Genomic DNA, 17,831 nt, shown 5'->3' with positions numbered 1-17,831 from the left:
TGACATGTACTCAGGAACAATCGTCCCCCTGGTCACACCGTACGACGCCGAAGGCCGTGTCAGCGAGGAGAGCACCGCTCGTCTGTTCGAGTACCTGCAAGCCGACGTGACCGCCCTCATGCCCACGCTCAGCTCCGGCGAGGGTTGGAAGCTCAACGAGCAGCAGTGGACCGACATGGTCCGCTACACCGTGACACACAACCACGGTCTGCCGGTCCTGGCCGGCGTCCAGCTCCCGGACACGGAGGCGGTCCTGGAGCGGGCTCGCCTGGCCGAACGGTTGGGGGTCGACGCGATCGTCGTCACGTCCCCTTTCGGCTCCGACGTGACCCAGGACGACATCCGCACCCATTACCAGACCATCCGCTCGGCGACCAAGATCCCGCTCTTCCTCTACAACGAGGAGGCCCTCTCCGGTAACCGCATCGAGTACGAGACCCTGCTCGCGCTGTGCGAGCTGCCCGGTGTCGTCGGCGTCAAGGAGTCGAGCGGTTCGGCCGAGTTCACCACGAGGATCGCCACCGCCGGTACCGGAGTCCCGGTCTTCGAGGGCTGGGAGAACCTGCTCTCCTCGGTCACCGGCATCGACGGCTTCATCGGGCCCCTCGCCAATCTCCAGCCCGACCTGTGCAACGCGATGCTCGTCGATCCCACACGACAGGCTCAGGAGGTCCTCAACCTCGTCTGCGAGCAGTACGGGATCTTCCGTGACGACTGGTACACGCATGTGAAGCGGGAATTGGGGCGCCGCGGCGTCATCACCACCGAGCCGATCATGGAGGACGCATGACCACGCACGCTCCTTCGACCCTCGACACGACCACGGCCCGGGCGCGGGTGAGGGCCACTGACCAGCGGCGCCGCTACCACCTCTACCGCAGCGTGCCCACGGCGGAGGAGTACGGAGAACTGCTGGAGTTGGAGGACCGGTGGATAACACCGCTGGCCACCGCCTGCACCGCCTCAGCACCTCCCTTTCGTTCCCGCGCCGACCTGCTTCGGGCTCTGCGCGAACGGCTCGCCCTGGAGGAGGCCTCACCGTCACCGGAGGACCGTTTCCTCGCGGAGGAAGCGACGCTGGAGCAGTTCCGCACAGTCGTCGCGGAATTCGCCGTGGACGGGCTGACCGAGTCGGAGTACCTGCTGCCCGTGGTGCCGAGGCTGCCCTTCAGAGCGGGCATGGCGGTGTTTCGGGTCCTCATCGACGAGCTCGGCTCCGGCAACGACGAGCAGGCGCACTCCCATCTCTACCGGGAGCTGCTGACCGAGCTCGGCATGCCGCTGGATCTCGGATACTACGTCGAGCGGGCCTGCCCAGAGGCGCTGGCCTACGTCAACATGTTCCACTGGCTGGCAAGCCGTGCACCCTCACCCGAGTACTTCCTGGGCGGATACGCCTACTTCGAGTCCAGCGTGCTCTACGCCTTCCGCAGTTACCAGCGGGCCGCTGAGCGCCTGGGCATCAGGGCCCACGGGTACTACAGCGAGCACCTCTACATCGACAGCTTCCACAGCAGGCAGATGCGGACGGCGATCCGTGTCCTGGACGAGGAGAACAGCCTCGACCTCGCACGGGTATGGGCAGGGGTGGAGCTGACCAGCACGATAGCCGCCGCAGCCGTGGAGGGGGTCGTCGACAAGGCAGGAGGGACGGCATGACCACACCTCCGGAGTCCGCACCCCCCGCCCGTGGAAGCACAGCCGCGCCCCGGGTGGTGCAGGTGACCGACGACCTGGTGCTGATCGAGGTGGCGGGCAGGCGCCTGATCACCGAGGCGCGCTGTCCGCATCGCAAGGGCAGGCTGAGATTCGCCCACGTGGACGAGCAGACCCTACGGATCCGCTGCCAGTTACACTACTCAACGTTCGATCTGAGAAACGGAGAGATCGTCACCGGACCCGCGTGCACACCACTGCGTGTCGTCACGCACCTCGGGGACGCCGACGGCGACACCTCTGGCGCCACGGGGAGGGAGTGACCGCCGAAGGCTCCGTCCGGTCCTCCGTGCGTGCCGTACGGCACGCACGGAGGACCGTGGCGGTCCGCGGACGGCGGTCCCGTCCCGGGGTCAGGTGAGCAGGCCGCAGCGGTAGCCCTCGGACACCGCCGCGGCCCGGTCGCGCACGCCGAGCTTGTTGTACACGTGCTGGAGGTGGGTCTTGATGCTCGCCTCGCTGATGAACAGGCGCGCCGCCGCGGCCCGGTTGGAGGCCCCGTCGGCGACGAGCCGGAGCACCTCCAGCTCCCGGTCGCTCAGGGTCGGGCTGGCGGGCCTGCGGACCTGTCCCACCAGGTGCCGGACCGCGGTAGGCGCCAGGACGGACTCGCCCCGGTGCACCGCGCGCACGCCGCGCAGCAGTTCGTCGGGGGAGGCGTCCTTGAGCAGGTAGCCGGTGGCCCCGGCCTTGATGGCCGGGAGCACGTCGCTCTCGCTGTCGAACGTGGTGAGGACGAGGACGCGCACGCGCGGCGCCTCCCGGGCCAGGACGGTGATCGCCTCCACCCCCGAGAGCACCGGCATGCGCAGGTCCATGAGCACCACGTCCGCGGCCAGCTCGACCGCCCGCTCGGCCGCGTCGCGCCCGTTGGCCGCCTCACCCACCACCTCGATGTCGTCCTCCGCCGCGAAGGCGCCGCGCAGGCCGTCGCGGACCACGGGGTGGTCGTCGGCGATGAGGACCCGGATCACGGCGCTCCCACCGGGACGGCGGGCACGGTCGCGCTGACGGCCGTGCCCTCGCCCGCGCCGCTCTCGACCTCCACGGTTCCTCCGATCCCCCGTATGCGCTGCCTCATGCTGGTGAGCCCGAACCCCTGCCGGGGCGTGCCCGGAATGCCCCGGCCGTCGTCGCGCACGTCCAGCAGGACCACGTCGTCGGAGTAGGACAGGGTCACGCCCACCCGGGAGGCCCCGGCGTGCTTGGCGACGTTGGTCAGCGCCTCCTGGGCCACCCGGAACAGGGCCACCTCGATCGCGGGGCTCAGGGCGACGCGTTTGCCGGTGACGTCGAGTTCGGGGCGCACCCCGTGCTGCTCGGCCCACCGCCGGGTGAGCTCGCCCAGGGCCTCGGGCAGCTGGCTGTCGGCCAGCTGCCGGGGCGCCAGGGCCCGCACGGAGCGCCGCGCCTCGGTGAGGCTCTCGCGGGCCAGTCCGAGGGCGCGGTCCACGTGCGGTCGCGCCGTCCCGGGATCCTCCCACACCCGCTGCGCGGCCTGGATCTGGGTGATGATCCCGGTGAGGCCCTGGGCGAGGGTGTCGTGGATCTCCCGGGCCATGCGCTGGCGCTCGTCCAGCGCCCCGGCCTCCCGGGCCTGGGTGAGGAGCTGGGCGTGCAGCCCGGCGTTCTCCTCCAGGGCCGCCTCCAGTCTGGTCACCATCACCTGGCGCTCCCGGTGCTGCTCGGCGCTCTTGACCGCGACCATGAGTCCCCCTCCGACGGCCACGGTCTGGATCGTGATCACTCCGAGGTAGAGGAACAGGTGCTGGAGGAAGGGAGTTCCGGGGTCGGTGCCCGGGAAGCCCATGGTGTGCGTGTACAGCGCGATCGAGGTGGCCGCGACCCCGACGAGGGCCAGCGGCCAGGGCAGCGACATGGCCTGGAAGAACAGCGCGATCATGAACATCAGGAACATGAGGTCGTGCGCCATCATCACCGCGGCCAGCGCAAGGAGCCCGGCGAAGTGGACCAGGGCGGGCAGCGGACGGCCGCTGCCGTACCCGGGGGACAGCACGCGCCCGAGGAACAGCCACGCGGCGGCGAGCGCGGCCAGTCCGGCGGTGACCGCGTGCTCCCCCCAGCCCCGGTCCGGCTGGGCCAGGACCAGCGCGGCCGAGGGCAGCAGCAGGATCCAGGGGAGGACGTCGACGAACCGCTCCCACCAGCTGTCCCAGTCCCTGGCGGTGCTCTCTCCGGGCAGGTCCACGCGCCGCTCACTCCCATCGGAACAGCCGGGCCGCCAGAACGGCGGCCGCCACTGCGACCCCCGCCATTATCGCCAACTGCACCAGCTGTGACAGCCCCGAGGCGTCGGCCGTTCCGGACCAGCTCTCCAGCAGCAGCTGGACGCCGGGCGGCGTGAACTCGCCCATCCGCACGAGGACGTCGGGCAGGAAGACCCGAGGCAGGAACACCCCGCCCACGAGCATCAGGAACATGTACAGCACCATCGACATGCCGTTGGACGCGCTCGCGCTGGGCGCCACGGCGGCGACCAGGGTGCCCAGGGCGATGAGCGAGGCGGATCCGACCAGGAACGCGGCGGCGAACAGCAGCGGCTGCCGGGGCGGTTCGACGTCCAGGACCAGCCAGGCGGAGAGCACGAGGAGCAGCCCGGAGGCGACCGTGGCCGCGAACACCACGGCCAGCTGTGCGGCCAGGACCATCCCGGGGTGGACCGGGGTGGTCGACATCCGGCGCAGGACGCCGTTCTCGCGATAGGTGGCCAGGACCGACGGCAGGTGCTGGACGCACAGGATCCCCATGCCCAGGACGAGGGCGGTGGGGGCCCAGATCTCGACGAAGCGCAGACCGCCGAACTCCGGGCTGGGCTCGCGCGTCACCGGAATGGCGCCGATCCCCAGCAGGATCGCGGTGGGCAGCAGCATCCCGAGGCCGACCGACAGGGGTTCGCGCAGCAGCAGTCTGGCCTCGGTCACGACGAGGCGGTTCAGGGCGGGTGTGAGGGGCCTTCTTCCGGTTCCGGTGCTCATCGCAGGCTCCGTCCGGTCAGGGCGACGAACGCGTCGTCCAGGTTGGAGCGCTCCACGCGCAGGTCCTCGGCGAGGACGTGCTCGCGGGCCAGCACCGAGGTCACGGCGTGGAGCAGGTTGCCGCGGCCGGTCACCCGCAGCCGCCCCCCGTCGCGGTGCGCGGAGGAGACCTCGGGCAGGCCGGTGAGGAGGCGCTCGTCGAACCCGGCGGGGACGCGGAAGGTCACGCGCTGCTCCGGGTCGGCCCGGTCGACGAGTCCGGCGGGGGTGTCCAGGGCGGCGACGCGGCCTTGGTCGATCAGGGCGAGCCGGTCGCAGAGGCGTTCGGCCTCGTCCATGAAGTGGGTGACGAGCACGATGGTGACCCCCGAGTCGCGCACGCTCTCGACCAGGTCCCAGGTTTCGCGGCGGGCCTGGGGGTCCAGGCCCGTGGTCAGCTCGTCCAGGACGGCCACGGTCGGCCGCCCCACGAGGGCCAGGGCGATGGACACCCGCTGCTTCTGGCCCCCGGACAGCTTGCGGTAGGCGGTGTCGCGCTTGTCGGTGATGCGGAGCATCTCCATGAGCTGGTCGGGGTCGGCCGGGGAGCGGTAGAACGAGGCGTAGAGGCGCAGCGCCTCCCCGACCCGGATCCGGTCGGGCAGGCGTGCCTCCTGGAGCTGCACGCCCAGGCGCTCGCGGACCTCGTCCCGATGGAGGCGCGGGTCCCGGCCCAGCACGCTGACCGCTCCGCCGTCGACGGGGCGCAGCCCCGCGACGCACTCGACCGTGGTGGTCTTACCGGCGCCGTTGGGGCCGAGGATTCCGAAGATCTCCCCCTCCTCCACGGAGAAGGAGACGTCGTCGACGGCGACCTTCTCCCCGTAGCGCTTGTGCAGGTTTCGGACGTCGATGATCGGCATGCCCCGAGCCTCTCCCGCGGCCCCTCCCGTGCGGATCGCCCGCCCGGCCACGGGATCGGTGGATTTGCGGATCAACCGATCGGTTGACGCGGGGCCGCCGACCGGAGGGCCCGCCCGCCAAAGCCGCGGCCCCGGGCGGGACAATAGGTCCGATGACGAGAACACCCCGCGCCCGCACGCCCGTGTCCGCCCCGGTCGGAGGAGCGCGGTGAGGGCCGCGCGACAGGCCTCCCCCGTCCGGGTCGTGGTCGCCTCCGCGCTGGTCCTGGCCCTGAGCGGCCCGGGGCAGACGGCGGGGATATCCGTCTTCGTCGACCACGTCATCGCCGACCTGGACGTCAGCCGGTCCGCCGTCTCCCTGGCCTACATGGCGGGCACGCTGGCCGGGGCTCTCGCGCTGCCCTGGCTGGGCCGGGCCGTGGACAGGTTCGGGGTGCGGCCGGTGCTGGGCGGGGTGGCACTGGGCTTCGGCGGGTTCCTGGTACTCCTGGCGTGCGTGCAGGAACTGGTGGGGCTGACCGCGGGCTTCGTGGGCGTGCGGGCGCTGGGCCAGGGCGGGATGTCGCTGGTGGCCACCACGGCCGTCGCGATCTCGGTGACCCGCAACCGGGGGTTCCTGCTCGGGCTGACCACCTCGGCGGGAACGGCGGGGATCTCCCTGTTCCCGCTGTTCGCCGAGCGGCTGGTCGCCCTGCTGGGGTGGCGCCACACCCTCGCCGCCGAAGCCGTGCTCATCTGGGTGGTCGTGCTGCCGCTGGCCCTGTGGGGGCTGCGCGGGGTCGCCCGGGCCGCCGGGACCGCGCCCCGGTCCGGTCCCGGCCCCGAGGCCGATCCCGGACCCGAGGCGGAGAGCGGACCCGAGGCCGGGTCCGGGGAACCGGCGGCGCCCCCGGAGCCGCGGTGGCCGCTGCGGGACATCGTGCGCACGTCGGTCTTCTGGGCGATGGCGGGCGGGGTGGCCTGCAGCGGGCTCGTGGTCACGGCGGTGTTCTTCCACCAGATCGCCCTGCTGGGCGAGCAGGGGCTCACCCCGACGCAGGCGGCGGCCAACTTCCTGCCCCAGACCGTGGCGGGGCTGGGCGCGGCCCTGCTGTTCGGTTCGGCCGCCGACCGGTTCTCCCCCAAGGTGCTGATGTGCGCCGCCATGGCGCTGCAGGCGCTGGCCCTGGCCCTGCTCCCGCTGGTGGCACCGGGTCTGGGCGCGCTGCTCTACGGCATGGCCCTGGGCGCCGCGGCCTCGGGCGCCCGGGCGGTGGAGAACGCGGCGCTGCCCTTCTACTTCGGCACCGCCAACCTGGGCTCGCTGCGCGGGTTGACGCAGGCCGTCGCGGTCGCCTCCACCGCGGTGGGGCCCATCCTGCTGTCCCTGGCCCACGGCTGGGCGGGCTCCTACCGCCCCGGGGTGCTCGGGCTGGCCCTGATCTGCGCCCTGATGGCGGTGGCGGTGTGCTTCGCCCGGCGGCCGGTCCCGCCGGGCGACCGCGCGAACGCGACCGCGGCCGGGTGGCGCCGCGCCCGGAAGGGGTGAGGGGGCGACGGCGCCCGTGCCGACGGTTCGGGCACATCTGGCCGCGGACACGCCAAAGGGGCCGGTGACCTGCGAAATCTCACGCTACCGGCCAGTAACGTCCAAATACGTCCACACTTCTGTTACATTGCCACGGCAAACACAAGGAAGGAGACCGGGTTGCCCGAGCACCGTCGCCACCCTCTCCTCATGTGGTGTTCGTAGCCGTCCACCCCACGGACGGGTACTGATTCTCCGGAGGAAGACAGGCAGCGATGAGGGATCCCGCCCACCTCGGCACTGCCGGGAGAGCGGCCGATCCAGCCCCGTGACCGCGCCCCGACCGCCCGGGAGCCGCCGAGGCGGCGGCACCCAGGGGACGCGGCGCACCCGGATCCGACACGGCCCCGGGAGACCCCGGAGGCCGCACACGTTTCGTTCTCCAAGTGATCACGCAGGGTACCAGCGTGGTCCTGATGTGTGTGCCTCCCCTCCCGCCAACCCGATTGGAGGCTCCTTTGTCTCCCCGCTCCATCGACGAGGTCCCGCTCCCCGACCAGACCGTCATCGACGCGGTCCGGCGCTCCTGCGCCTCCTTACCTCCCGGTTCGACCCGCCTGTCCGACCGCTTCTACGAGAACCTCTTCGCCATGGTCCCCGAGGTGCGGTCGATGTTCCCCGCGAACATGCAGACCCAGAAGGAGCGCATGGCCTTCGCCCTGCTGGAGGTGGTCCGCTACCTCGACCAGCCCGACGAGGTGGCCGGGTACCTGCGCCAGCTGGGCGCCCAGCACAAGCGGCAGCTCGGCGTCAAGCCGGAGCACTACCCCTACGTGGGCCGCGCCCTGGTGCGCGCGGTCAGCGAGATCTCGCCGACCTGGTCCTCGTCCATGAGCTCGTCCTGGGTCATGGTCTACGAGTGGATCACCGCGAACATGCTCGCGGGCGCGCGCGAGGCGGAGGAGGGCGGGTCCGCGACCCGTCAGGCCGAGCCCGCTCCGCGACACGCTGCCCCGCCCGCGCCCCGGGCGGCACGCCGGCCGGGACCGATGTGGCGCGGTGAGCCGACCGACGCCTCCTCCCCGGTGCGCTGACCCGGCGGACCGCCCGCTCCCCGGGAGCGCCCTTACCGGCGGCCTCCGGCCCGGCCGCCCCGCACCACCCCACCCTTTCCCATCTCCCCGATGGGCGACTCCGGTCCCACAAACCCCATCAGCCCCACGAGAGGCAGTAATGCGCGAGACCTCCCCACGGCAACTCCCCGGCAGCGAGGGTGAACACCGCGTGCAGCGGATGACCGGTACGAGCGAGCGCGCCGAACGCTTCTACCGGGACCAGATGCTCGACCACCTGAACCCGCGGATGCGCGAGTTCGTCGCCCGCCAGGAGATGATGTTCATCGCCACCTCCGACAGCCGCGGCGAGTGCGACTCCAGCTTCCGCGCGGGACCGCCCGGGTTCGTGCACGTGATCGACGAGCACACCCTGGCCTACCCCGAGTTCCGGGGCAACGGCGTGTTCGCCAGCGTGGGCAACATCCTGGAGAACCCGCACGTGGGCCTGATGTTCCTGGACTTCACCCGGGAGCGCATCGGGCTGCACGTCAACGGCCGGACGACCCTGCTGGAGGACGCGGAGCTGCGCCGCCACGTCCACGGCCTCCCCCAGCCCGAGGTCCCGGGGCAGAAGGCGCTGCTGTGGACCGTGGTCCACGTGGAGGAGGCCTACATCCACTGCCGCAAGCACATCCCTCACCTGCGCAAGGTCGGCCGGGACGAGGCGTGGGGCACCGACGACACCGTGCGCAAGGGCGGCGACTTCTTCGGGGCCCGGGACACCCCCAAGCGCTGGAGCGAGCCCGCCGAGCCCGCCTACCCGGGCTGACCGCCGGGGTCGGTCGGGGGCGACCGGTCGGCCCGGAGCGCCCCCGACCGACCGTTAGGGTGCGGTGGGGCCCGGGAAGGGCCCCGGGACAGCACATCGACGGAAGAAGGGTTGGTGCCCGATGGCCAACCGCGCGTACGTGATCGCAGGCTCGGAGGCCACCGGCGGCGCCGGCATCCAGGCCGACCTCAAGGCCTTCCAGGAACTGGGCGTCTACGGCATGGGCACGATCACCTGCATCGTGTCCTTCGACCCGGGGAACGGGTGGGGGCACCGCTTCGTCCCGGTCGCCCCGCAGGTCATCGCCGACCAGATCGAGGCCGCGACCTCCTGCCACGACCTGGACGTGGTCAAGATCGGCATGCTCGGCACCCCGGACACCATCGACGCGGTCGCCGAGGGGCTGCGCCGCCAGCCGTGGCGGCACGTGGTCCTGGACCCGGTGCTGATCTGCAAGGGCCAGGAGCCGGGCGCCGCGCTGGACACGGACAAGGCGCTGACCGAACGGATCCTGCCCCTGGCCACCGTGATCACGCCCAACCACTTCGAGGCGCGCACGCTGGCGGGGATGGAGCGGATCGAGACGGTGGACGACCTCGTGGAGGCCGCCCGGCGCATCCGCGGGCTGGGTCCCCGGCACGTCGTGGTCAAGGGCGGTGTGGAGCTGCCCGGCCCGGACGCGGTGGACGTCCACTTCGACGGCGAGGAGACCACCGTCCTGAGCGCCCCCAAGATCGGCGACGAGCGGGTGAGCGGCGCGGGCTGCACCTTCGCCGCGGCGATCACCGCCGAGCTGGCCAAGGGCCAGGGCGTGGGCGAGGCCGTACAGGTGGCCAAGGAGATGGTGCGCGAGGGCATCGCGGGCCGGGTGGACACGCACGCCCCCTTCGCCTCGGTGGCCACCGTCGCCCCCTGATACCCCCGTTTCCCTGTCCGAACATGATTCGGTCGCTCCGAAACCGGTTAGGGGTCCTGGTAGGACCGAACACCGAGCCAGGAGGTGGGTATGTCCGATCGAGACCAGGCCAGCAACAAGGCCGAGGAGTTCAAGGGCAAGGCCAAGGAGAACCTGGGCAAGGCCACGGACAACGAACAGTGGCAGGCCGAGGGCAAGACCGAGCAGAAGACCTCGAAGTTCAAGCAGGCCGGGGAGAAGGTCAAGGACGCCCTGACCGGTGATGACAAGCACCGCAGGTCCTGAACCGGGCCCGGACTGACCGCGGGGGGGGCACCACGGGTGCCTCCCCGTCGGCGTGCGGGCCCCGGGCGCGCGGTATCGCGGGGCCGCGGCCCGTCACCGCTCCGGGAGGGTGTCCCCCAGCGAGAGCAGCAGCACCCGCAGCAGTTCCGCGAGCCGCTCGCGGTCCGCCCCGTCCATGCCGCCGAGCAGGCGCGCCTGGTTGGCCACGTGCCCCTCCACGACCCGGTCCACCAGCTCCAGCCCCTCCGGGGTCAGCGCCACGAGCGTGCGCCTGCGGTTGCCGGGGTCGGTCTCACGGGTGACCAGGCCGCGTCGGACCAGCCGGTCCACCCGGTGCGTCATCGCGGCGGAGCCCACCATGGTCATGGCGACCAGTTCCTTGGCGCTCAGGCAGTGCGGGTCGCCCGCCCGGCGCAGGGTGGCGAGCACGTCGAACTCCCAGGACTCCAGCCCCTCCCCGGACAGGTAGTCGTCGACGCCCCGGGCCATCAGACGGCTGGCGCGGGTGAGCCGGCCGTGGACCGCCATCGTCGACGTGTCCAGGTCGGGTCGCTCACGGGCCCACTGGCTGAGGAAGACATCCACGGCGTCGTTCATCCGGCCGATGATAGCGGCGCTCCCTTGACCCGGGGGACGATCCGAACCTAATCTTTCGATGTCGAATAGTTCGTCACCGAAAACTTAGGCATCGAATGAACATGCGTCTCCCCGCGGCCGTCCCCGATCCCGTTCCGCGTCCCCACCCCGCGCCGCACGGGACGGCGCTGACGTGAGCCGCGCACGCCTGGCCACGGACACCCTGGTCACCGCGCTGGCCCCGGCCGTGTGGGGCAGCACCTACCTGGTCACCACCGAGTTCCTGCCGCCCGACCGGCCCCTGCTCGCCGCCGCCGTGCGCGCCCTGCCCGCCGGCCTGGTACTGCTGGCCGTGACCCGCTCCCTGCCCTCGGGCGCGTGGTGGTGGCGCGCCGCGGTGCTGGGCACGCTCAATATCGGCGTCTTCCTCTACCTGCTCTTCGTCGCCGCCTACCTGCTGCCCGGCGGGGTGGCCGCCCTGGTGATGTCCGTGCAGCCCATGCTGGTCCTGGCCCTGGCCGCGCTGCTCCTCGGCGAGCGCGTCCGCCCCGTGCACGTGATCGCCACGCTGCTGGGCGCCGCGGGCGTGGCCCTGCTGGTGCTGGGCCCGCGGGCCGCCCTGGACCCGGTCGGGGTGCTGGCCGGGCTCGCCGCGGCGGCCTGCATGGCGACCGGCATCGTGCTCTCCAAGCGGTGGGGGCGGCCCCCCGGCACGGGCGTCCTGGCCCTGACCGGGTGGCAGCTGACCGCGGGCGGCCTCCTCCTGGCCCCCGCAGCCCTGCTGGTGGAGGGCCTGCCCGAACGGGTCACCGGGCCCAACCTCCTCGGCTTCGCCTACCTCGGCGTGGTCGGCGCCCTGGTCTCCTACGCGCTGTGGTTCCGCGGGGTGCAGCGCCTGCCCGCCCTGGCCGTGTCCTTCCTGTCCTTCGCCAGTCCGCTGACCGCCACCGCCCTGGGCTTCCTGGTGCTGGGCCAGACCCTCACCCCCGTGCAGGGGGCGGGGGCCCTGGCCGCGGCCGGTGCCGTGGTGCTGGTGCAGCTCACCGGGCACCGACCGCGCCCGGATCAGTCAGCCGCGGAGGCCGGGGAGAAGGCCAGGCGCAGCAGGTGGCGCCCGGCCTCCAGGCGGTGGGCGGGGAGCACCCCGGGCCCGCACGAGGCCGACCCGATCCCCTGGTGGGCCGCGTCCAGGTGCAGGTGGACGCGGTCGCCCGGCACCAGGTCGAAGGGATGGCGGGCCGCGTCGAGCTCCGCCGTGCCCCACCGGCGCGCGGAGAAGTCGAACACCGGGTCCCCCTCGACCCGCAGGCCCGTGCCGTCGGCCGCCCGCAGCACGGCCCACCGGACGTCCATGCGGTTGCCGTTCTCCTGGGGCCGCAGGTAGGGCGTCTGGAGTCCGTCGACCGTGCTGGTGAACCGGCCGACCCGCGCGGCCTGGGACACGTCCCGGTAGGCCTCGCCGGGTCCGCGCCCGAACCACTCCACCCGGTCCACCGCGGCGGGCAGAGCCGTGCGCACGCCCAGGCGCGGCAGCGGGCAGGGCCACTCGCCCCCGGCCTCGGCCTCCACCGTCAGCAGCAGGCGGCCCCCGGACCCGGACCAGCGGTGGGCCACGCCCATCCCGAAGTCCCGGGCGGGCGGGGCCAGACGGGTCCGGACGACGAACTCCTCCCCCTCCCAGCCGAGCGAGACCAGGCGGGAGGTGAGCAGGTCCAGGCCCGCCGCCCGCCACAGAGCGGCCACCGAGTCCCCGTGCGGGGCGATGTCGTTGTCGGTCGGGGCGCGCCACAGGTCCAGCACGAGCGGGTCCAGGTCCAGGCCGCCGACCGAGAGCAGCGCCCCGGTCCCCGCGTCCAGCAGGCCCGGACCGATCCGCACGGCGCCCTCCCCCACCGGGGCCGCCGTGGCGGACACGGACGGCCCGGACCTCCGCGCGGCGCCCCCCGGCCCCCGGACCCGGGCCTGCCCCCAGGCCAGCTCGTGCCCGGCCGGAGCCCAGGCCTCGTCCCCGGCCAGCCGGGCGGACACCGTCAGCCAGACCTCGCCCGTCCCCGGGGGCTCGGGGAGGGCGGGCAGCGCGGCCTCGGCGCGTCCGCCCGGGGCGAGCACCGGCACCTCCAGCTCCCCCTCGCCGAAGGGGATCCCCTCCTGTTCCACCCGCCAGGCGAAGACCAGCCCCGCGGTGTCCCGGAAGTCCCACGTGTTGGCCACGCCGACGGTTCCGGCCTCCGGGTCGGGGACCACCCGCACCGGTGCGACCGTCCTGGCGTAGGCCGCCAGCCCGGGGCTGGGCACGCGGTCCGGCAGGAGCAGGCCGTCGGCCACGAAGTTGCCGTCGTGCAGGGCCTCGCCGAAGTCGCCGCCGTAGGCGAACCACTCGGTGCCGTCCGCCCCACGGCGGCGGATGCCGTGGTCGATCCACTCCCAGACGAACCCGCCCTGGCAGCGGCCGTACTCCTCGAACAGGCGCTGGTACTCCTCCAGCCCGCCGGGCCCGGTGCCCATGGCGTGCGCGTACTCGCACAGGACGAAGGGCAGGCCGCGCCGGTGCGCGTCGGCCCCGGGGTCCCGGGTGGGCTCCTCCTCGCCCCGGCCGATCAGCGCCACCTCCTCGTGCGGCGCGTACATGCGCGAGTACACGTCGGCGTAGGAGCTGTCCCGGTCCCCCTCGTAGTGGACCGGCCGCGACGGGTCGTGCTCGCGCGTCCACGCGGCCATGGCCGCCAGGTTGCGCCCGGTCCCCGCCTCGTTGCCCAACGACCACAGGATGACGCTGGGGTGGTTGCGGTCGCGCGTCACCGTCCGGCGGATCCGGTCCAGGTAGGCCTCGCGCCAGCGCGGGTCGTCCGAGGGGTTGCCGCGCCACCCGACCAGCTCGAACCCGTGGGTCTCCAGGTCGCACTCGTCGATGACCCACAGGCCCAGTTCGTCGCACAGGTCGAGGAAGTCGGGGTGGGGAGGGTAGTGGCTGGTGCGCACCGCGTTGACGTTGTGCCGCTTCATCAGCAGCACGTCCTCCCGCATGGTCTCCCGGGGCACCGCGCGGCCGTGGTCGGGGTGCCATTCGTGCCGGTTCACCCCGCGCAGCAGCAGGGGGCGGCCGTTGACCCGCAGCCGTCCCCCGGAGACCTCCACGGTCCGGAAGCCGACCCGCACGCGGGCCTCCTCCCCCGGCGTGCGCACCCGTGCCTCGTACAGGCGGGGCACCTCGGCCGACCACGGCTCCACGGGGCCCACCGCGTGCTCCACCCCGGCCGCGACGTCGGCGAGCCCCAGCTCCGGAACACTGACCAGGGCGTCCTCCGCGCCCGCCACGTCCACCCGCAGGGTGCCCGTCCCGGCGGCGTGGTCGTAGGAGGCGTGCACGGTGAGGTCGTCGATCCCGCCCTCGGGACGGGCGAGCAGGGTGACGTCGCGGAAGATCCCGGACAGCCACCACATGTCCTGGTCCTCCAGGTAGCTGGCGGCCGACCACTGGTGGACGCGCACGGCCAGGGTGTTGCGCCCCGGGCGCAGCAGGTGGCCCGCGTCGAACTCGGCGGCCAGGCGGCTGCCCGTGGAGAAGCCCAGCTCGGTGCCGTTGAGCCAGACCCGGAAGCAGGAGTCGACCCCGTCGAAGCGCAGCACCGCCCCGCCGCCGGGCCACCCCTCCGGCAGGTCGAAGACCCTCCGGTAGTCGCCGGTGGGGTTGTCGTCGGGCACGTGCGGCGGGTCCACCGGGAAGGGGTAGGCGATGTTGGTGTAGGCGGGGGCGCCGTGGCCGTGCAGCTGCCAGTGCGCGGGCACCGGCAGGTCGGACCAGGCCGAGTCGTCGTACCCCCCGGCCTCGAACCCGTCGGTGTCGGCCGGGGCCCGGTCGAGCAGTCGGAAGCGCCACGTGCCGTTGAGGTCCAGGGAGGGCGCGTCGGAGGCGAAGCGGGCGCGGGGCGCGCGCGCCCCCTTCGAGGGGACGAAGTCCTCCAGGTAGGCGGGCTTGGTCATGGGCGGGTCAGACCTCTTTCAGGTGCAGGAGCAGGGCCTGGGACGGGTTGAGGTTGGGCAGCTGGATCCCGGAGCGGGCGAGCACCGAGCCCGGCGCGGTGGTCTCCCCCTCGGTGAACCACGCCGGGGGCAGCCGCTCCGTGGTGGAGGGCGGCCCGGCCTCCCCGCGCCGCACCAGGCGGTAGCGGCGGTCCGGGCGCAGGCCGGGCAGGCGGACGCGGCCGGGCAGGGCGCGTTCGGAGGTGGCCAGCCGGGCGTAGCGGAACACCGCCTCGCTCCCGTCCGGGGCGACCACGCCGTCGAGCTGTTCGGCGGGGTCGACGGGGTCGGCGTGCACGGCCTCCCCCGAGTGCAGCAGCGGGCGCAGCTCCTTGTACAGGCCGATCCAGGCGGCCAGCGTCCGCAGCTCGTCCCCGGTGCACCCGGTGATGTCCCACTCGATACCGGCGTGGGAGAACAGGCTGGTCAGACAGCGCAGGGACAGGTCGGCGGCGCGCCCGGTGGTGTGCGCGACGGGCCCGCCGACGTGGCTGCCCACCAGCTCGGGCGGCAGCAGCAGGGCGGTCCAGCGCTGGAGGGCCAGCCGCTCCAGCGGGTCGTTGGTGTCGGAGGCCCACACGCGGTCGGCGCGCTCCAGGATCCCCAGGTCCACCCGGCCGCCGCCGGAGGAGCAGGACTCGACCTCCAGGCCGGGGTGGCGCTCCCGGAGCCGGTCCAGCAGCGCGTACACGGCCAGGGTCTGCCGGTGCGTCCCCGCGCCGCCGGTGGGTGCGTGCACGGGTTCGAGCAGGTCGCGGTTGTGGTCCCACTTCAGGTAGTCCGGCCGGTACTCGGTGACCAGCGCGTCCAGGCGGTCGAACACGTACCGGAACGCCTCGGGGCGGGACAGGTCCAGGACCTGCTGGTGGCGGCTGGGCGGCGGGAGGTGCCCCTCCTCCGCCAGCACCCATTCCGGGTGTGCCCGCACCAGGTCGGAGTCGGGGTTGACCATTTCCGGCTCCACCCACAGCCCGACCTGCATCCCCCGGGCGCGGACGTGGTCGAAGAGCGGGTGCAGGCCTCCGGGCCACACCCGGGGGTCCACGGTCCAGTCGCCGAGTCCCGCGGTGTCGTCGCGGCGGCCCCGGAACCAGCCGTCGTCCAGGACGAACCGCTCCACGCCGATGTCGGCGGCGGTGTCGGCGAGCCGGGTGAGCGTGTCCAGGTCGTGGTCGAAGTAGACGGCCTCCCAGGTGTTGAGGACCACCGGCCGCGGGGAGGAGGGGTGCCCGGGCCGGGCGCGCAGCCAGCGGTGCAGGCGCGCGGACATGCCGTCGAGCCCCCGGTCGGACCAGGACAGCAGCACCCACGGCGTGGTGTACGACTCGCCCCGGGCCAGGCGGACCTCCCCGGGGTGGAGCAGCTCGCCGCCCGCGATCACGCCGTCGGCCTGCCCGGCGGCCTCGGGCAGGCGCTCGGCCAGGTGCACGTGGTCGCCGCTCCAGGCGGTGTGCACGCCCCAGACCTCGCCGTGGCGGAACCCGAACCCGGGGGTGCCGGCGGTGAGCAGCAGCGGCGCGTCGTGGCCGGTCCGGCCCCGGCGCGAGGCGCGCAGCCGGGTTCCCGTACCCGGGTCGTGCCGCTGGGGCGCGCGCTCGCGGCACCAGCGGCCGGTCAGGTCCAGCACCTCCCGCGCCTCCCGGGGCAGGGGGAGGGCGACCAGGAGGGAGTCCAGCGTCCAGGGGTCGGCGTCGGTGTTGGTGACGGTGTGGCGGGCGCGGACCAGGCCGGAGGCCTCCATGCGCAGTTCGCAGCGCAGTTCCAGGCCCGGGGAGTCGGCCAGGACGGTCAGGGACCCGCCGGTTCCGGGCTCGGTTCCCTCCAGGGGTGCCGCGGAGCACTCCCGGACGGTCCAGCGGGGGAAGGTGGTCCGGCCCTCGTGGTGCCCGGCGATCCCGGGGTGGCCGCGCCAGCCCTCGCCCTGGGTGGGCACCAGCGACACCCACCGGGGCTCGTCGAGTCCGTTGTGCGCGGCGCCGGGGGCCGCCGCGGCGGCCAGCCCGTCGGTGTCGGGCAGGTCGGCGCCCCAGTGCAGGACGTGCGGCAGCCCGTCCCCGGGGACGCCGAGGATTAGGGCGGTGCCCGCCGCGCGCAGGCTCACGGTGCGGTACGTCATCCCTTGCTCGCCCCCAGGGTCAGTCCGGCGACGAAGTGGCGCTGCAGTGCGAAGAACACGACCAGCGTCGGCAGGGCGACGAGGACCGAGCCCGCCGACAGCAGGTTGTAGTCGACGAAGAAGGCGCTCTGGAGGTTCTGCAGGGCGGTGGTGATGGGCAGCTTGTCCCCGCTGGAGAGCAGGGCCAGCGCCCAGAAGAAGTCGTTGTAGATCCACGTGACCAGCAGGGTGGCCAGAGCGGCCAGGCTCGGGCGGCACAGCGGGAGCACGACCCTCCAGTACTGCTGGAAGGCGCTGGCCCCGTCCACCCGGGCCGCCTCCAGCAGGGAGGCGGGCATGGCCTTCATGAAGTTGCTCAGCACGAAGGTGCAGAAGCCGATCTGGAAGGCGGTGTGGATGAGGATGATGCCCAGGTGGCTGTCGTAGAGGGAGCCGGACTCGCTGATCCAGTACGGCAGCGGAATGGAGTTGTAGAGCCGGAAGAGCGGGACGAGCAGCGCCTGGGGCGGCAGCAGGTTCGCGGCGAGGAACACCGCGAGCATGACCAGGTTGAACCGGCGTGAGTACTGGGAGAGCACGAACGCGGCGCACGAGGACAGGAACAGGGTCAGCAGCACGGCGGGGACCGTGATGACCAGCGAGTTGAGGAAGTAGCCCGGCAGTTCGCCCTGGGTCCAGGCCTCGGCGTAGTTGTCCAGGGTGAAGCCGCCCAGGGACAGGTAACCGTGCACGGCGGTGTACTCGTAGTCGCGGAAGGAGTTGACCACGGCCCACAGCACCGGGAAGAACCAGGCCAGCGCGGTGGTGAGGAGGAAGGCGTGCAGCAGGGCGCGGGCGGGCCGGATCCGGCGGCGCCGCGGGGCGGGCCGCGCGGACGACGCGGGGCGGGCGGACGAGGCGGGCGGAGCGGGTG

The 17,831-nt window shown here is 73.2% G+C and carries 16 protein-coding genes and 1 pseudogene; 9 read left to right on the top strand and 8 right to left on the bottom strand.

Going from position 1 to position 17,831, the window contains the following annotated elements:
- Positions 1 to 4: 4 nt before the first annotated feature.
- From FYW95_RS04540 to FYW95_RS04530, 3 genes are read left to right on the top strand one after another with little or no spacing between them, the layout of a single operon-like run.
- On the top strand, positions 5 to 790 hold the full coding sequence (locus FYW95_RS04540) for a dihydrodipicolinate synthase family protein (RefSeq protein WP_159944073.1): 786 nt from the start codon (positions 5 to 7) through the stop codon (positions 788 to 790).
- Positions 787 to 1,659, top strand: coding sequence for an iron-containing redox enzyme family protein (locus FYW95_RS04535; RefSeq protein WP_159944072.1), 873 nt, complete (start codon positions 787 to 789; stop codon positions 1,657 to 1,659). Before FYW95_RS04540 ends, FYW95_RS04535 begins: the two co-directional genes overlap by 4 nt.
- Positions 1,656 to 1,979: a Rieske (2Fe-2S) protein gene (locus FYW95_RS04530; RefSeq protein ID WP_159944071.1), complete on the top strand. Its 324-nt coding sequence runs from the start codon at positions 1,656 to 1,658 to the stop codon at positions 1,977 to 1,979. Before FYW95_RS04535 ends, FYW95_RS04530 begins: the two co-directional genes overlap by 4 nt.
- A gap of 90 nt (positions 1,980 to 2,069) precedes the next feature.
- On the opposite strand, the gene FYW95_RS04525 is transcribed toward FYW95_RS04530, so the two are convergent.
- The 4 genes from FYW95_RS04525 to FYW95_RS04510 are packed head-to-tail and all read right to left on the bottom strand — an operon-like array spanning position 2,070 to position 5,614.
- Positions 2,070 to 2,690 carry a response regulator gene (locus FYW95_RS04525; protein ID WP_159944070.1) on the bottom strand — a complete coding sequence of 207 codons (621 nt, stop codon included), beginning with the start codon at positions 2,688 to 2,690 and terminating at the stop codon, positions 2,070 to 2,072.
- Positions 2,687 to 3,925 (bottom strand): sensor histidine kinase, encoded by a 1,239-nt coding sequence (locus FYW95_RS04520; protein WP_159944069.1) that lies wholly within the window; start codon positions 3,923 to 3,925, stop codon positions 2,687 to 2,689. The genes FYW95_RS04525 and FYW95_RS04520 overlap by 4 nt, the downstream gene beginning before the upstream one ends.
- A gap of 7 nt (positions 3,926 to 3,932) precedes the next feature.
- Complete coding sequence (locus tag FYW95_RS04515; protein WP_159944068.1) at positions 3,933 to 4,712, bottom strand: ABC transporter permease; 780 nt, start codon at positions 4,710 to 4,712, stop codon at positions 3,933 to 3,935.
- Positions 4,709 to 5,614 carry an ABC transporter ATP-binding protein gene (locus tag FYW95_RS04510; protein ID WP_160050024.1) on the bottom strand — a complete coding sequence of 302 codons (906 nt, stop codon included), beginning with the start codon at positions 5,612 to 5,614 and terminating at the stop codon, positions 4,709 to 4,711. Before FYW95_RS04510 ends, FYW95_RS04515 begins: the two co-directional genes overlap by 4 nt.
- A 208-nt stretch (positions 5,615 to 5,822) precedes the next feature.
- On the opposite strand from FYW95_RS04510, the gene FYW95_RS04505 reads away from it, so the two are divergent.
- From FYW95_RS04505 to FYW95_RS04485, 5 genes are all read left to right on the top strand, one after another.
- Positions 5,823 to 7,142, top strand: a complete 1,320-nt coding sequence (locus tag FYW95_RS04505) for an MFS transporter (protein WP_159944817.1) — start codon at positions 5,823 to 5,825, stop codon at positions 7,140 to 7,142.
- Positions 7,143 to 7,639: 497 nt separating this feature from the next.
- Positions 7,640 to 8,215 carry a globin domain-containing protein gene (locus FYW95_RS04500; RefSeq protein ID WP_159944818.1) on the top strand — a complete coding sequence of 192 codons (576 nt, stop codon included), beginning with the start codon at positions 7,640 to 7,642 and terminating at the stop codon, positions 8,213 to 8,215.
- Positions 8,216 to 8,354: 139 nt separating this feature from the next.
- Positions 8,355 to 9,005, top strand: a complete 651-nt coding sequence (locus FYW95_RS04495) for a pyridoxamine 5'-phosphate oxidase family protein (protein WP_159944819.1) — start codon at positions 8,355 to 8,357, stop codon at positions 9,003 to 9,005.
- A 121-nt stretch (positions 9,006 to 9,126) separates the two neighbouring features.
- Complete coding sequence (gene thiD, locus FYW95_RS04490; RefSeq protein ID WP_159944820.1) at positions 9,127 to 9,921, top strand: bifunctional hydroxymethylpyrimidine kinase/phosphomethylpyrimidine kinase; 795 nt, start codon at positions 9,127 to 9,129, stop codon at positions 9,919 to 9,921.
- A 90-nt stretch (positions 9,922 to 10,011) separates the two neighbouring features.
- Positions 10,012 to 10,206: a CsbD family protein gene (locus tag FYW95_RS04485; RefSeq protein WP_159944821.1), complete on the top strand. Its 195-nt coding sequence runs from the start codon at positions 10,012 to 10,014 to the stop codon at positions 10,204 to 10,206.
- Between the two features lie 93 nt (positions 10,207 to 10,299).
- Here the strand turns inward: FYW95_RS04485 and FYW95_RS04480 are convergent, their stop codons facing one another.
- Positions 10,300 to 10,803 carry a MarR family winged helix-turn-helix transcriptional regulator gene (locus FYW95_RS04480; RefSeq protein WP_159944822.1) on the bottom strand — a complete coding sequence of 168 codons (504 nt, stop codon included), beginning with the start codon at positions 10,801 to 10,803 and terminating at the stop codon, positions 10,300 to 10,302.
- 172 nt (positions 10,804 to 10,975) lie between these two features.
- Here FYW95_RS04480 and FYW95_RS04475 point away from each other — a divergent pair.
- Positions 10,976 to 11,845: pseudogene (locus FYW95_RS04475) on the top strand (EamA family transporter); the annotation flags it as partial.
- 2 nt (positions 11,846 to 11,847) lie between these two features.
- On the opposite strand, the gene FYW95_RS04470 reads toward FYW95_RS04475, so the two are convergent.
- The 3 genes from FYW95_RS04470 to FYW95_RS04460 are packed head-to-tail and all read right to left on the bottom strand — an operon-like array spanning position 11,848 to position 17,763.
- Complete coding sequence (locus FYW95_RS04470; RefSeq protein WP_159944823.1) at positions 11,848 to 14,763, bottom strand: glycoside hydrolase family 2 TIM barrel-domain containing protein; 2,916 nt, start codon at positions 14,761 to 14,763, stop codon at positions 11,848 to 11,850.
- A gap of 7 nt (positions 14,764 to 14,770) precedes the next feature.
- The gene (locus FYW95_RS04465) at positions 14,771 to 16,918 is read right to left on the bottom strand and encodes an alpha-galactosidase (protein ID WP_159944824.1); all 2,148 of its coding nucleotides are present in this window, start codon (positions 16,916 to 16,918) and stop codon (positions 14,771 to 14,773) included.
- On the bottom strand, positions 16,915 to 17,763 hold the full coding sequence (locus tag FYW95_RS04460) for a carbohydrate ABC transporter permease (RefSeq protein WP_159944863.1): 849 nt from the start codon (positions 17,761 to 17,763) through the stop codon (positions 16,915 to 16,917). The genes FYW95_RS04465 and FYW95_RS04460 overlap by 4 nt, the downstream gene beginning before the upstream one ends.
- Positions 17,764 to 17,831 lie beyond the last annotated feature (68 nt).

Origin of the sequence: Nocardiopsis sp. FR4, from assembly GCF_009830945.1 — a bacterium.
In the GTDB taxonomy this organism is placed as follows: Bacteria; Actinomycetota; Actinomycetes; order Streptosporangiales; family Streptosporangiaceae; genus Nocardiopsis.
Note: the sequence above shows the minus strand (reverse complement) of the source record. Positions and strands in the feature narration are given on the sequence as shown.

Bases quoted from the DNA above. Each gene is read 5' to 3' on its own strand.
- FYW95_RS04530 (WP_159944071.1), top strand. From the start codon at position 1,656: ATGACCACACCTCCGGAGTCCGCACCCCCCGCCCGTGGAAGCACAGCC.
- FYW95_RS04495 (WP_159944819.1), top strand. From the start codon at position 8,355: ATGCGCGAGACCTCCCCACGGCAACTCCCCGGCAGCGAGGGTGAACAC.
- FYW95_RS04465 (WP_159944824.1), bottom strand. From the start codon at position 16,918: ATGACGTACCGCACCGTGAGCCTGCGCGCGGCGGGCACCGCCCTAATC.
- FYW95_RS04515 (WP_159944068.1), bottom strand. From the start codon at position 4,712: ATGAGCACCGGAACCGGAAGAAGGCCCCTCACACCCGCCCTGAACCGC.
- FYW95_RS04480 (WP_159944822.1), bottom strand. From the start codon at position 10,803: ATGAACGACGCCGTGGATGTCTTCCTCAGCCAGTGGGCCCGTGAGCGA.
- FYW95_RS04485 (WP_159944821.1), top strand. From the start codon at position 10,012: ATGTCCGATCGAGACCAGGCCAGCAACAAGGCCGAGGAGTTCAAGGGC.
- FYW95_RS04470 (WP_159944823.1), bottom strand. From the start codon at position 14,763: ATGACCAAGCCCGCCTACCTGGAGGACTTCGTCCCCTCGAAGGGGGCG.
- FYW95_RS04510 (WP_160050024.1), bottom strand. From the start codon at position 5,614: ATGCCGATCATCGACGTCCGAAACCTGCACAAGCGCTACGGGGAGAAG.
- FYW95_RS04535 (WP_159944072.1), top strand. From the start codon at position 787: ATGACCACGCACGCTCCTTCGACCCTCGACACGACCACGGCCCGGGCG.
- thiD (WP_159944820.1), top strand. From the start codon at position 9,127: ATGGCCAACCGCGCGTACGTGATCGCAGGCTCGGAGGCCACCGGCGGC.
- FYW95_RS04540 (WP_159944073.1), top strand. From the start codon at position 5: ATGTACTCAGGAACAATCGTCCCCCTGGTCACACCGTACGACGCCGAA.